We start from the raw sequence: 12961 nt of genomic DNA, 5'->3' as shown, positions 1-12961 counted from the left end.
GGGCCTCCGCTCTACTTCGCCGGCCTGGGCCGACGCGTTACATCATGTTCCTGATATCCGCTGTGAAGGTCGGGAAAGCGCAGACCATCTCAGACAGCTCTCGAGCCGTGATGCCGTGCTTCATCGCGAGCGCAAAGGTGTGGATCAGTTCTTCCCCGGCATGGCCGACCAGATGGGCTCCAAGGATCCTGCCTGTCGTTTCCTCGACTATGATCTTCGACCACGCGACCGGCTCCGCGTAAGTCCTGGCGGAGAGCCAGCCTTGCATGTCGTTCAGGTGGACGTTGACGATGAAGCCACATTCCCTCGCCTGGGTCTCGGTCAAACCGACGGCAGCCACGGCCGGAATGCTATAGAGGGACGCAGGTATGTGACTGTAGTCGGGCCGATGCTTCGGGCCGTCGACGATGTTTCGGCCGACGATCCCGCCTTCATAGGTCGCTACCGGCGAAAGTTGCGGAGAGTTCCACACCGCATCGCCGCAGACATAGACGTCTGGATTGGAACGCGAGCGCAGATGCTGGTCGATCTCGATGCGGCCTTCGCGATGCACGATGACACCCGCCCCAAGATCGAGCCCTTCGACATTGGCCACGCGCCCCGCGCAATTGACGGCCCGATCCGCGTTGACCGAGCATTCGGCGCCATCCTTCGCGAAGCTCACCCGCAGCCGCCCGTCGGTCGTTTCGATCTTCTTGACCCAAGCCTTGGTATGGATCCTGATGCCCAGCCGCTCGCTCTCGGCACGGATTTGGGCGACGGCATCCTCGTCGAAGCCTCCGAGGAGTTGCGGCAGTGCCTCGAGGATGGTGACCTCGACGCCGGCGCGCGCATAAACGTGACCCAGTTCCAAGGCGATAACGCCACCGCCGATGAACACCACGGCGCGAGGCAACACAGGATCGCTCAGCACATCGTCGGATGTGGTCAGAAATTCCGACCCGGGGACCGATAGCGGGCGAGGCTTCGAGCCGGTGGCAATGACGATGTTCCTGGCCTCGAGCTCTCGGGTGCCGACGCGGATGGCATTGCTGGCGACAAATGCGGCTTCGCCGTGGATGACATCGACGCCTCGCTTGGCCATCAATGCGGACAGCCTGGCCGGGATATCCGCGATGATGTCCTTTTCCCGCTCGATCAGGGCTCGCCAATCGAGCCTCGGCGGTTCGATCTTGATTGCATGGGTGCCGGCTCTCGCGATCTCGTCGAGGGCGTGGGCCGCCGCAACCAGCACCTTCTTCGGCGTGCATCCGCGATTGGGACAGGTTCCACCGAGGTCGCGAGCCTCGATCATGGCGACCGAAAGTCCGGCGGCGCGCGTCGCGACCGTGGCGCCCATGCCGGCATTGCCGCCGCCCAGGATCACGACGTCATACTTTTCCATCGCACCGCCTCCGCCGCGCTCAATGAAGCTTGATCCGCGGTCTGGCGCGCCTGACGATCATCTCGCCGATCGAAGCCAGCATGGTCTTCGCCAGTCCGTGCACCGCCTTGAGATGCATCTTGTGCAGCGAGCGATAGGCGAGCCTCGCAACGAGACCTTCGATCTTCAGCCCTCCAATCAGGCTGCCGAACGCACCGTAGTCGGCCAGCGAAACCAGGGAACCATAGTCGCGGTAGCGATACGCCGGCGCGGCGTGCCCCGCGAGACGTGCTGCAATCACCTTGGCCATGTGGTCTGCCTGCTGATGGGCCGTCTGGGCTCGCGGCGGCAAGGCGCTTTCTTCGCCCGGCAGCACGCAGTTCGCGCAGTCGCCAATCGCGAACACATTCTCGTCGCCGACCACCCGCAAGGTTTCGTCGACGATAAGGCGGTTGATGCGGTCGGTTTCGAGACCATCGAGGCCCTTCAGGAACTCCGGCGCCTTGATACCGGCCGCCCAGACGACCAATTCGGCAGGCACAAAGAGCTTTTCGCCAAGCCGGATGCCGTCTTCGGTCACTTCGGTGACCTTGATGCCGCAACGTATCTGGACGCCCAGCTTGATCAGCAAGCGCGCTGTTGCGCGGGCCATGTGCTCGGGCAGCGCGGGCAGAATGCGAGGCCCTGCTTCGACGATGGTGATGCGGATCAGCCTTTCGAAATCGATGTTGTCGAGATTATGCGACGCAATTTCCCGCATCGACTTGTGCAGTTCCGCCGCCAGTTCGACGCCGGTGGCGCCGGCGCCGACGATGACGCAATGAAGCTGACTAGGCGAAAGCTGCTCGTATTGCGCGTTGGCGCGCAGGCATGCGTCGATCATCCGCTTGTTGAACCGGGCCGCCTGCTCGGCGTTGTCTAGCGCAATGGCGTGGCGCGCGGCACCCGGGGTGCCAAAGTCATTGCTGACGCTGCCGACGGCCATGACCAGCGTGTCGTAGCCCAGGACACGCGGCGGGATGACCTGGCGACCGTCATCGTCGAAGCTGGGCGCGACGAAGACCCGGCGCTTGGCGCGATCGATGCCGACGACCTCGCCAACGCGGTATCGGTAGCCATGGCGGCTGGCATGGGCGATGTATTCAACCGCGTCGTGCGACGCGCTCAAGGCGCCGGATGCCACCTCATGCAACAGCGGCTTCCAGATATGGGTGCGGTTTCGGTCGACGAGCGTGACGGAAAGCCGACGGTTGCCGAATTTGCGGCCGAGGCGCGCCGCCAGCTCCAGTCCACCCGCGCCGCCGCCCACAATCACCACGCGATGCAGTGACTTGTCCCCGTGCGAGGGAGTCTCCGCAATCGTGCGGAACAGCGCAGCATCGTTGGCAAGCACGGCTTCCGGGATCAACCGCATGCCGGGGGTGATGATTTGCATCGGTGGTCTCCGTATCTTTCTCGGCGCGGCGCATCACTCTTGGGATTCGTGGATCACGATGCCCTGAAGCATGTCGACCTCGCATTCCCAAGGCTTGTCGGTGAGGACGCGCTGCCCATGCTCGTATCCTGCCTGCCAGCGGGTGCGGATGCCCGAGCGGGTGAAGTCGATGTCCTTGGTATGGTCCTCACCGTCCAGTCGCGGCGACAGCAGGCGGACGAGGTGCATGACCGACGGGCAGCCATAGGAGGCGAGTTCCTTGAACATCGGATCCTCGCGAAGCTCCTCGGGCACGAGCTTTCCCATTTCGCGCACGACATGCCGAAGCCGATGCAACTGCTCCTGCCGTGCAACGTGGCTCCGGCCGCGGCTGGCGTATTGAAGGTCCTTCTGCCGCCCCATGACCTGCCAGATCGATTTGGGTTCGGTAGCGCGGGGCTGCCACATGTTGACGGCAAAGATCAGCGCGTCTCGCCTGGGTCGCGCATCGAGCACCACCTCGATCGGCGTGTTAGAATAGATGCCGCCGTCCCAATAGGGCTCGCCGTCGATGCACACCGCGGGAAACGCCGGCGGCAAGGCGCCCGACGCCATGATGTGCGCCGCCGACAGGATCATCTCGCGCGTATCGAAGTATTTGAGCTCGCTGGTGTTGACGTTGACCGCGCCGACCGTCAGCCGCGTGTGGCGGCCGTTGAGGTAGTCGAAGTCGACCAGATTGTTCAGCGTCCTTTTGAGCGGATCGGTCGTGTAGTAGGAGGCATTCTCGACACCGACCTCGCGGTTCACGCCAAACATGGCGCTCGGGTTCGGTTCGAAGAATCCCGGGATGCCGCGCATCACGGTGCCCATATTGGCAAAGATGTTGCTCGGAACCATCATCCGGAAAAACTCGTCGAATGGACTGCTCCGGCCGACGCCATCCCAGAATTCCTGAAGCCTGGGCAGACGATCGCCGGGCTGGTTTCCGGCAATCAGCGCGGCGTTGATGGCGCCGATGGACGTGCCTATGACCCAATCCGGTTCGATGCCGCCCTCGACCAGCGCCTGGTAGACGCCGGCCTGATAGGCGCCGAGCGCGCCGCCGCCTTGAAGGACAACGACGGTCTGACGTTTGACGTCGCTCTGGTGTCCAGTCGCCGGTTCTGCTTCCGGAACGGACAGGTTTTGCGCGATCTTGTTCATGGCCTTCGCTCCCTATGCAGGTCTAGTGGGCGGTCCAACCGCCTTCGATCGGCATCACGGCGCCGGTGATCGAGGCCGCCTCGTCCGACGCCAGGAACAGACACAGCGCGGCAACCTGCTCGACCGTGACAAACTGCTTGGTGGGCTGCGCGGCCAACAGAACATCCTTGATCACCTGCTGCTCGGTGATCCCGCGGGCCTTGGCCGTGTCGGGTATCTGCTTCTCGACAAGCGGCGTGAGCACGTAGCCGGGGCAAACGGCGTTGACCGTGATACCCAGTTCGGCAACTTCCAGCGCGACGGTCTTGGTCAGGCCGGCGACGCCGTGCTTGGCCGCGACATAGGCGGACTTGTAGGGCGATGCGACGAGCGCGTGCGCCGAGGCCACATTGATGATGCGACCCCATTTGCGCACCTTCATCGCCTGCAGGGCGCGCCGGATCGTATAGAACGAGGACATCAGATCGATCGCCACGACCGCCTCCCATTTCTCGATCGGGAAGTCGTCGATCGGCGCGACATGCTGAATGCCGGCATTGTTGACCAATATGTCGACGACGCCGAACTCGGCAATGGCCTTGTCCATCATCGAGGTGATCGCGTCGCCCTTGCTCATGTCGGCATTGTCGTAGCGGACGGCGACCTTATGATAGGCGGCGAGCTTTGCCCGCAGGCGTTCGATCTCGGCGGCGTCGCCAAAGCCGTTCAGAACGATGTTGCAGCCCTTGGCCGCGAAGGCTTCGGCAATACCTTGCCCGATGCCGCTGGTCGAACCGGTGATGAGCGCTGTCTTGCCTTTGAGCATCGTCTTGTCCTTCTGATTGCGCGGCTACGAGCCACGGCGCGGGCCGGCTCTGGATCTGAGGATTAGTATGGTGAACCGCCGCAAGCTGCGGAAATGCCGTTGAGACATGGATTCGATAGCTGACGGTCAGATCGTTGGCTCCAAGCCCGGGACCTCGATCGACCGGTCGGGTTGTTTGACGTAACGGCAGCTAGTAAGATTGCGTGGCTACGCGGGTCATGCCGTATGCGCGTCCAGTGAGGGGAGCGTGCAGTGGAGATCAGCCAAGTCCGATACTTCTTGGCCGTCGCCAAGGAGTTGAATTTCACCAGAGCGGCCGAGCAGTGCAACGTCACGCAGCCGGCGCTGTCGCGTGCGATCAAGCTGCTGGAGGATGAATTCGGCGGGCCCCTCTTCCACCGCGAGCGGCGTTTCACTCACCTCACCGAGCTCGGCCGCATGGTCGAGACCTATCTCGAGGGAGTCTTCGAGAACTCTCGCCAGGCAAAGCAGATCGCCGAGCAATATGTGACCCTGAAGAAGATGCCGCTCAAGGTCGGCATCATGAGCACCATCGCTCCGGACGAGATCATCGAGCTGATCGCAGCCATCCGCGGGCATCATCCTGGCGTGGAGCTTCACCTTTGCGATTCAGACGCCGTGAATCTTCGCAAGAGACTGCTCGAAGGGGATCTTGAAGCCGCCATCTATGCGCTGCCGTCGGACGTTCCCGACGAGGAGGTTCACTCACTGCCGCTGTTTCGCGAGCAGATGGTGATGGCGGTTCACCTGTCGCACCGGCTGGCGAACCAGCAGGTCGTGCGGGTCAAAGACATGAGCAATGAAAGCTACATTCACCGCAACAACTGCGAATTTGCCGGTTATGCGGATGCCATCCTTGCGCAACAAGGCGTTACCGTCAGTCCGGTCTACTGGAGCGATCGCGACGACTGGACGCTTGCCATGATCGCTGCCGGCCTCGGTTTCGGATTCATGCCCGAGCACACCGCCAAGCACCCAGGTGTGGCGGCATTGCCGATTACGGAGCCGGAATTCTGGCGTGACGTCAATCTGGTCACGGTGCGCGGCCGCAGGCATTCGCCCGCGGTCGGCGCATTGGTGCGAGAGGCCACGCAGAAGAAATGGTTCGGCGAGCGGGTGAAGGCGTTGTCCGCCGCGGAATGATCTGTCTGTGCGAGGCTTACAGGCTCGGAGAGCCTAAGCATTTCGGCGTTTCGCGCCGATCAGTTCTTCCGGACCGACGATGTGACGGACTGGATCACCTCTGTCGCCATCTTGAACTGTGCCTGCCGGTCGGTGATGCCGTGCCGCTTCGCAATCCAGTCGAAGTCGCTGTAGGCTGCGTAAACTGTGCCATCTCCGGTTTGGTAAACCAGCACGCGCACCGGCCAGTCCAGGCCGGCCTCGGGATTTGAGGTGATGAACGTCGTGCCGAGCGCCGGATTGCCAAACATGACGAGCCGCGACGGCCGGACGTCGTTGCCGGCCTTGTTGCCGAGCTTCGCCTGGTCGATCACGCCAAAGAACATGAGGCCCTTCTTGAGCACATCCTTCTTGATGCGGGCGACGGTCTCGGCGACCGAGTAGTCGCTCTTCACGGTGACGACGCCGTCCGAGGCGGCGGCCGGAAGGATGACCGTCATCAACATGGCGGCCCCGGTGATCAGGGTTTTCAGGTAGGCTCTCATCGCATTCTCCTTGGTTGCTGGGTTCTCTATGGATTGAGTTTCTTGGGGTGATCTTGCCGGCGCAAACGGTCACGCGGCTGGCGTCCTCAGCGTTCGGGCAACCGCGATCGCTACCGCGAGAACCGCGACCAGCGCGGCCACGCAGGCCGTCCAGCCGACACGGTCGTAGATCTGTCCGATGAGGAAGCTGCCGGCGAGCCCGCCCGCATAGTAGGACGCGAGATAGATGCCGCTCGCAGCAGCACGATCGCGCGACGCGGTCCTGCTGACATGTCCCGTGGCTATCGCCTGAGCCAGGAATGTGCCGACGGCAATGAGCGCCATCCCGGCGAGAACGATCGGAAGACTGGGTGCGAGCAGCAGAAGCAAACCGATGATTGCCAGCGCAAGCGTCGCTCCGATCCCTCCCCTCGGGCCAAGGCTCGCTGCGACTCGGCCGGCAAGCGGGGTCGTCAGCATCGATGGCAGGAAGACGAAATAGACGGCGCCGAGGGCCATCGGGGTCAGCGACAACGGCACCGCGACAAGCTGGAAATTCACGTAGGTGAACGTGCCGATAAAGACGAACAGGATCAGGAAGCCGATCGCGAAACAGGCCCGCAGCTCGACGTTCCGCAACGGCGCTTTCCAGGCGGCGCGGGCAGGCTGGCCTTCCAGTTCGGCGCGCATCATCGCCGAGGTCTTCTGCAGCGTGAACCAGACAAGAGCGGCGCCGAGCAGATTAAGCGCGGCGAAGGTCAGGAAGTTGGTGGAGATGCCGAACATGTCGGCGACAGCGGCCGACATCAGCCGGCCGAAAAAGTTGCTGGCAACATTGCCGGTCACATAGGCCGCAAGCGCGCTCGTAGTCTGCCGGGCGGAAAAATGCTCCGCCAGGTAGGCCATGGTGAGCGTGAATGCAGTCGACATGCAAAGGCCTTGCGCTACGCGCAGCAGGGCGAAGACCACAATATTGTCCGTCTGCGAAAGCAGCGTCGTCGGGATCGCCAGGATGGCCAGACTGATCCAGATGCCGTTGCGGCGATCGATGCCGCGCCCGAAAAGCGCGACGGCGATCCCGGCCACCGCCATGCCGAAGGTGCTCGCGTTGACGGCGAAGCCCATGGTGGCGCGGCTGACACCGAATTTCACCACCAGCGAAGGCAGTATGGCCTGGGTGGCGAACAGGTCGACGAGCGTCAGGAACGCGATCAGGGCGATCAGCCCGAAGCGCCAGCTGTCCGCGGCAACCATGCGAAGCCGCGTCGGTTCGGAATGTTCACTGGTCGTCATCACAAGCTCCTGGCATGCGTCCTCAGGCGATCGCCCGAGGACGCGCTGTTGGTTGCTGCTGCTGGGATCCGCTGGCCGCGACGAGCGGCTCACATCATGTGGTCGTTGTGCATCGCCGGCGGCAGAACGTCGGCTGAGTAGAGCACCGCCGGGACCTTGCCGTTGTTCTTCCACCAATGGGCGAGCTGGCCGAACTCGGCCGTCACGTCGCCGGCCGGATGTTCGATGCCGACCTTGCAGGTGCTGGCGTATTCGGTGATGGAGCCTTCGACGACGATAATGTTGGCGGGGCGAGCCGTGTGCTCATGCCACGGCACCACGCCGCCCGGCTGAACGACAAGCTTGCGCAGACGCAGCATATTGCCCTTCCAGGCTTCGCCCTTCGGGCTGAGATCGATCGCCGAAAGAACCGTGTCCGTCACGCCGACGGGCTTGCTGGGATGCTCCTGGATGTCGGTCGTGGCGGCCTGGCCGGCAGGGCAGTCGCCGGCGAAAACCGGGGCCACCGAAAACGCGACGGTCGCGGTGAGAAGTCCGAGTGTCAACGCCAGCTTCAGCGGCACCCGCAATGCAATAGTCTTGGAAGCCATGTCTATTTCTCCTTTGTCGGTGCCCAATCGCGGAAGCGGGGCATGAGAGGAGAGTGACGGCAGCCTCGAAAAAAGAGAAATGCTGACTGGCTCTTAATTCGATACCTGAAAACTATGGTGGATGACAGCGCCAGCGCAACTATGCCGCTACGACATTCAATCGCGGCGTTAGACTTCATTTCGAAATGCTATGCAGCGTTCTTCCTGACCGACAGGTCGATGCCGCTTTCCGGCCAGCTATGCGCCTTGACGCTGTTCACGAAGGTCGATGTTGCCGGCGAGAAGCGGCGCCCCGCTACCACTACGAGCGAGACTTCGCGCCAAACTTCGGGATCGACGACTGGCCTGATCTGTAATCCCGGAATGACGGCGCTGAATTCCGGGATGAAGCAGATTCCCAGCCCGCCTGAGACCATGTTTTGAATCCAGTCTTCGCGTTCGCTGGCGTAGGAGATCCTGAGCTTCACGCCGCGTTCGCTGCAGAGGCCGGCGAGGTAATCGCGATACTCGCAGTTCAGCCGTCTGAGATAGTTCTCGCCGTCGAGTTCCGAGATGGCGACATTGTCGTTGCGGGCCAGCCGATGGCCGTTGGGAAAGGCAAGCACGAACCGTTCGCGATAGAGCGGCGTGACATCGAAGCGCTCCGGGAAACTGTTGCTCGATGCCATGATGGCCACATCGATCTCACCGGCTTCCAAGAGTTGCGAAAGGGAGGCCGGAACGCCCTCCACCAGCTGCAGCTGGATGCCTTGCTGGCGCCTGTTGAACTCCGTCAACAGACCGGTAAATCGCCGCGGACCGATTGTGCACATCACTCCAACCTTGAGATTTGCATTCTCGAGGCAGAGGAATTTCGACGCTTCCTGACGCACGCCGCTCACCTCATCGAGAATTTGCTGGAACCGCGGGCGCAACAAGGCACCGAGATCCGTGAGATGGGTCAGATTCCGCTCGCGGCGAAACAACAGGCCGCCGACCTCATCCTCGAGCTGCTGGATCGCGCGCGACAGCGCCGGCTGGGTGACATTGCACTTCTCGCCGGCGCGCGTGAAATTCCGGGTCTCGCAAACGGCCAGGAAGTAGCGGATGTGATGGATGTCCATGCGTATCGTCCCTCAGCTGCATAGATGCATTTGCATGCTCGAAGACTGCCGCAATGGACCGGATCACGCCAATGCGCGGGGGCTATAAAGTCGATAGCGTTTCGTAATGCGACAACGCTGAGGGGTATCAGCTGTGCCAAAGCAGCTGCCTAGTCGGATAAAAAGTGCGGCGCGCGACGACCGGCAGCCAATGCAATCTGCCTATGGACTTCATGCCACCTTGGCATTTCGGCTGCACAATAAGATGCGGCAGTCTCTCTCCAAATCGCCCTTGCTGGCGACCTTGGGGATGGAGACCAAACCATGCTTGCCCAGTCCGCAGTGAGAACAGCCGAAGCCGCCACGCCAGTGGCGCATCTTGGTGTCGAAGGCCGGACGATCGACATCATGCTGGCGAATGACGCGCATGGCGCCTTCGTCTGGGGTGTGCTCGATCGGCTGCTGGACGAGGCTAACTGCAACGTGAGCGGCGTTACCGCGTCGGGCTTTGCAGCAATGCAGGCGGCGGTCTTTGTCTACGGCTTAAGCGTCGGCGGCAGGCGCGGTGCGCGCACGGCACTCGCCAATTTCTGGCGGCGCGTCAGCCATGCCTCCATGTTCGCCATCGACAGAACGAGCCTGCTGCGATCGATGCTGGATCAGTCGATCGACCTCAAGCAGATCAATAACGAAGACTGCCCGGTGAAGCTGGGCGTCCTGGCCGTCAATGCCCGCACCGACGCTGTGAAGATATTTTCCGGTGAGCAGCTGTCGATCAACGCGATCGTGGCGGCAGCCATCGTCCCGTTCCTCTCCCCGCCTGTGGAAATCGACGGTGATAGCTATTGGGGGGACGGCGACATCTCGCAATTCCCGTCTGCTCGATCACCGAAAACGAGCCACCGCCTGATCATCGCAGGCAGGCCTTCGCTGTTCACGACGCTATGTCCGGACCGCAGCTTTTCCTCCACCCATTGCGCGACCAAATGCGCGCCGGTTCACACCATCTTCGACGGTCAATACCGAGCAGGGGCTGCACTCTTCGTCAGACCCTGGATCGACTGGGGCGAACTGACCGACATGCGTGACAGAGGTCGACAATGTGCCGAAGGCTGGCTTGCGACTGATCTTTTCAGCACCGACGAACGTCCGGCCATCGGCTGTCGAACCCAATACATCTAGGCGTCTCCCTCCCGCCTAGCCGCGCCTGCATCGCATACTCCCGAACGCAGGTGCCAAGCCCTCCGGTGCCCCGCCGGAGGGCTTTTTCGCGCCGAGCTCCTGAACATAGTGGCCGCGTATCAATTCCATGCCGAGACAGCATTTCAGCTCGGCGCCACGATCGGAGAGACTGATCTGCAGACGGGCCTAAGGCCGGTCTTTCCCTCGAAACGCCAACCAGGAGACAAGCCTGTGATCAACACCAAGACCCTTATCGGATCGGCCCTCGCGGCTGCCACCACGCTCGCCGCGACGGCGGCATACAGCGGCCCGGCCGCCAAGCCCGGCTTCGCCTTCGAGAAGTGCTACGGCGTCGTCAAGGCCGGCCAGAACGACTGCCAGACCGCGACGCATTCCTGCGCCGGCACCGCGACCGCCGACAACCAGCCGGATTCCTGGCTCTACGTGCCCGCCGGCAGCTGCGCCAAGATCACCGGCGGCAGCGACAAGCCGAAAGCCTAGCAACTTCCACCTCGAGCCAACCAGACCAGAATGGAGGAGACCGATGTCCAGCATGTTTTCACCTCTTGCAATCCCCGCATCGGCGGGCATCGGTCTTCGCTCGCCTCACATCGCGGAGATGCTGACGCGGCGCCCTTCCGCAGGCTGGCTCGAGGTCCACGCCGAGAACTACATGGGTGACGGCGCCGGCGTCGAGGCGCTGGAAAAACTGCGTGGGATCTATCCCCTTTCGGTGCATGGCGTCGGCTTGTCGCTCGGCAGCGCGCGAGGCCTGGATCGCGATCATCTGGAGCGACTACGCAAGGTCTGTGAGCGCTTCCAGCCCGATCTCGTTTCCGAGCATCTGGCCTGGAGCGTCGCCGACGGCGCCTATCTCAACGATCTCTTACCCCTGCGCTACGACGAAGAAGCGCTGGCGATCGTCGCGCGCAACGTCGAGACCGTCCAGGAAACGCTGAAGCGGCAGGTGCTGATCGAGAATCTGTCTGCTTACGTCGCCTTTGCGGACTCCTCGATGACCGAGGCCGAATTCCTCGCAGAGCTCGTGGCTCGGACCGGCTGCGGTTTGTTGCTCGACGTAAACAACGTCCAGGTCTCGGCACACAATCTGCAATACGACCCCAAGGCCTTCATCGACGCGCTGCCGGCGGAGGCGATCGGCGAGATCCACCTTGCCGGCCACGCGACCAACAACGTCGGCGCCGACACTGTGCTCATCGACGATCATGGCTCGCGCGTGCCTCCCGTCGTCTGGGCGCTCTATCAGCATGCCATAGACCGGCTCGGGCCGCGCCCAACCTTGATCGAGTGGGACACCGACGTTCCCATCCTCGACGTGCTGCTTGGCGAAGCGATGTGGGCCGACATGCTGACCGCGTCGATCATGTTCAACCGCAAGCAAGCTGCGCGGCGCGAGCAAACGACCAAAACGCGAGCGACGCCGATCCATCTTTCTGTCCAAAGCGAAACGACGACCGGCATGCCCGTCCTTGCGGCGTTTGCCGCTGCCAGGTGCGCCAGGCCGTGCATGTCCGCGGCGCTTGTCTCAATCGAGGAGGAATACCATGCTGCCGCTTGAACACTTGCAGACCACCATGGCGCGGTCGGTGCTGGCCATGGAGCCGGTGGTCGCCGCAAATATGCTGACCGCCGGCAAGGCAGATCCGCTGGCGCGCCTGCGGATTTACCAGAACAACACGCGCAGTTCCCTCACCGCAGCGCTGATGGCGGTGTTTCCCGTGACCGTCCGCCTCGTCGACGAACGCTTCTTCCGCTTTGCGGCTAGCGAATTCATTCGGCGGCATCCGCCAGTGGAGTCGCGGCTGGCACGTTACGGCGCCGGCTTTCCACGCTTCCTGAAAACGATCGACACGCTGTCCGACATGCCGATCGTCGCCGAGACGGCGCGTCTCGAATGGGCCATAGCGGAGGCGCTCGACACGGCGTCGCTGCCGCCTCGCAGCCTGGCAGAATATGACCACACCGATCTTGGACTGTCGCCGGATATCCAGCTCCAGCCCTCGCTGCGGTTGATCGTCTCGCACTGGTCGATCCTGTCGGTATGGATGGCGCATCAACAGGAGGCAACGGTCGACGAAAACATCACCTGGACAAGGCGCCCCGAACGCGTGGCGTTGTGGCGATCGGGCAACTACGTGCGGCTTTTTCTGCTCGACCGCGCGAGCTTCGCCTTCTGGCATTCACTGAAGCACGGTTTCGGCCTCGAGCATGCCACCGGCCGCGCCTTGGCGCTCGACCCAGCCTTCGACCTGGTTTCGGCCCTTGTGCGTCTGTTCCGCGACAGGCTCGTCACCGACGTGCGGGTCGCCGCGAATTCCCCCTCAAACTGACGGAGACG

At 62.6% G+C, this 12961-nt stretch carries 13 protein-coding genes; 5 read left to right on the top strand and 8 right to left on the bottom strand.

What is annotated here, in order from left to right; all coding sequences use genetic code 11:
• Nucleotides 1-37 precede the first annotated feature (37 nt).
• The 4 genes from EN852_RS15915 to EN852_RS15900 are packed head-to-tail and all read right to left on the bottom strand — an operon-like array spanning nucleotide 38 to nucleotide 4788.
• Nucleotides 38-1384 carry an NAD(P)/FAD-dependent oxidoreductase gene (locus EN852_RS15915; protein ID WP_127875917.1) on the bottom strand — a complete coding sequence of 449 codons (1347 nt, stop codon included), beginning with the start codon at nucleotides 1382-1384 and terminating at the stop codon, nucleotides 38-40.
• 19 nt (nucleotides 1385-1403) lie between these two features.
• A complete protein-coding gene (locus EN852_RS15910; protein WP_246694300.1) occupies nucleotides 1404-2798 on the bottom strand; it encodes an NAD(P)/FAD-dependent oxidoreductase in 1395 nt (464 codons plus the stop codon).
• Nucleotides 2799-2831: 33 nt separating this feature from the next.
• On the bottom strand, nucleotides 2832-3983 hold the full coding sequence (locus tag EN852_RS15905; protein ID WP_127875918.1) for a patatin-like phospholipase family protein: 1152 nt from the start codon (nucleotides 3981-3983) through the stop codon (nucleotides 2832-2834).
• Nucleotides 3984-4005: 22 nt separating this feature from the next.
• On the bottom strand, nucleotides 4006-4788 hold the full coding sequence (locus EN852_RS15900) for a 3-hydroxybutyrate dehydrogenase (protein ID WP_127875919.1): 783 nt from the start codon (nucleotides 4786-4788) through the stop codon (nucleotides 4006-4008).
• A gap of 252 nt (nucleotides 4789-5040) precedes the next feature.
• Here EN852_RS15900 and EN852_RS15895 point away from each other — a divergent pair, with 252 nt between their 5' ends.
• Nucleotides 5041-5952, top strand: a complete 912-nt coding sequence (locus EN852_RS15895) for a LysR family transcriptional regulator (protein WP_127875920.1) — start codon at nucleotides 5041-5043, stop codon at nucleotides 5950-5952.
• A gap of 59 nt (nucleotides 5953-6011) precedes the next feature.
• Here EN852_RS15895 and EN852_RS15890 read toward each other — a convergent pair whose 3' ends face one another.
• The 4 genes from EN852_RS15890 to EN852_RS15875 all read right to left on the bottom strand — a co-directional run bounded on the left by EN852_RS15890 (nucleotide 6012) and on the right by EN852_RS15875 (nucleotide 9441).
• A complete protein-coding gene (locus tag EN852_RS15890; RefSeq protein ID WP_246694310.1) occupies nucleotides 6012-6437 on the bottom strand; it encodes a DUF302 domain-containing protein in 426 nt (141 codons plus the stop codon).
• Nucleotides 6438-6545: 108 nt separating this feature from the next.
• Nucleotides 6546-7748: an MFS transporter gene (locus EN852_RS15885; RefSeq protein WP_127875922.1), complete on the bottom strand. Its 1203-nt coding sequence runs from the start codon at nucleotides 7746-7748 to the stop codon at nucleotides 6546-6548.
• An 89-nt stretch (nucleotides 7749-7837) separates the two neighbouring features.
• A complete protein-coding gene (locus EN852_RS15880; protein ID WP_127875923.1) occupies nucleotides 7838-8338 on the bottom strand; it encodes a cupin in 501 nt (166 codons plus the stop codon).
• 188 nt (nucleotides 8339-8526) lie between these two features.
• Nucleotides 8527-9441, bottom strand: a complete 915-nt coding sequence (locus tag EN852_RS15875) for a LysR family transcriptional regulator (protein WP_127875924.1) — start codon at nucleotides 9439-9441, stop codon at nucleotides 8527-8529.
• 303 nt (nucleotides 9442-9744) lie between these two features.
• Here EN852_RS15875 and EN852_RS15870 point away from each other — a divergent pair, with 303 nt between their 5' ends.
• From EN852_RS15870 to EN852_RS15855, 4 genes are all read left to right on the top strand, one after another.
• Entirely contained in the window at nucleotides 9745-10602 is an 858-nt protein-coding gene (locus tag EN852_RS15870) for a hypothetical protein (protein ID WP_127875925.1), read from the top strand.
• A 231-nt stretch (nucleotides 10603-10833) separates the two neighbouring features.
• Entirely contained in the window at nucleotides 10834-11103 is a 270-nt protein-coding gene (locus EN852_RS15865) for a DUF2282 domain-containing protein (protein ID WP_127867415.1), read from the top strand.
• A gap of 43 nt (nucleotides 11104-11146) precedes the next feature.
• On the top strand, nucleotides 11147-12181 hold the full coding sequence (locus EN852_RS15860) for a DUF692 domain-containing protein (RefSeq protein WP_127875926.1): 1035 nt from the start codon (nucleotides 11147-11149) through the stop codon (nucleotides 12179-12181).
• Complete coding sequence (locus EN852_RS15855; RefSeq protein ID WP_127875927.1) at nucleotides 12168-12953, top strand: DNA-binding domain-containing protein; 786 nt, start codon at nucleotides 12168-12170, stop codon at nucleotides 12951-12953. Before EN852_RS15860 ends, EN852_RS15855 begins: the two co-directional genes overlap by 14 nt.
• The last annotated feature ends 8 nt before the right edge of the window (nucleotides 12954-12961 follow it).

The organism is Mesorhizobium sp. M2E.F.Ca.ET.209.01.1.1 (assembly GCF_004010375.2).
Lineage (GTDB): Bacteria > Pseudomonadota > Alphaproteobacteria > Rhizobiales > Rhizobiaceae > Mesorhizobium.
This window is presented reverse-complemented; position numbering and strand designations above follow the sequence as displayed.

Excerpts from the sequence above, each read along its gene's own strand:
- EN852_RS15905 (WP_127875918.1), bottom strand. The coding sequence starts at position 3,983 with ATGAACAAGATCGCGCAAAACCTGTCCGTTCCGGAAGCAGAACCGGCG.
- EN852_RS15885 (WP_127875922.1), bottom strand. The coding sequence starts at position 7,748 with ATGACGACCAGTGAACATTCCGAACCGACGCGGCTTCGCATGGTTGCC.
- EN852_RS15890 (WP_246694310.1), bottom strand. The coding sequence starts at position 6,437 with ATGTTGATGACGGTCATCCTTCCGGCCGCCGCCTCGGACGGCGTCGTC.
- EN852_RS15880 (WP_127875923.1), bottom strand. The coding sequence starts at position 8,338 with ATGGCTTCCAAGACTATTGCATTGCGGGTGCCGCTGAAGCTGGCGTTG.
- EN852_RS15870 (WP_127875925.1), top strand. The coding sequence starts at position 9,745 with ATGCTTGCCCAGTCCGCAGTGAGAACAGCCGAAGCCGCCACGCCAGTG.
- EN852_RS15900 (WP_127875919.1), bottom strand. The coding sequence starts at position 4,788 with ATGCTCAAAGGCAAGACAGCGCTCATCACCGGTTCGACCAGCGGCATC.
- EN852_RS15860 (WP_127875926.1), top strand. The coding sequence starts at position 11,147 with ATGTCCAGCATGTTTTCACCTCTTGCAATCCCCGCATCGGCGGGCATC.
- EN852_RS15875 (WP_127875924.1), bottom strand. The coding sequence starts at position 9,441 with ATGGACATCCATCACATCCGCTACTTCCTGGCCGTTTGCGAGACCCGG.
- EN852_RS15915 (WP_127875917.1), bottom strand. The coding sequence starts at position 1,384 with ATGGAAAAGTATGACGTCGTGATCCTGGGCGGCGGCAATGCCGGCATG.
- EN852_RS15910 (WP_246694300.1), bottom strand. The coding sequence starts at position 2,798 with ATGCAAATCATCACCCCCGGCATGCGGTTGATCCCGGAAGCCGTGCTT.
- EN852_RS15855 (WP_127875927.1), top strand. The coding sequence starts at position 12,168 with ATGCTGCCGCTTGAACACTTGCAGACCACCATGGCGCGGTCGGTGCTG.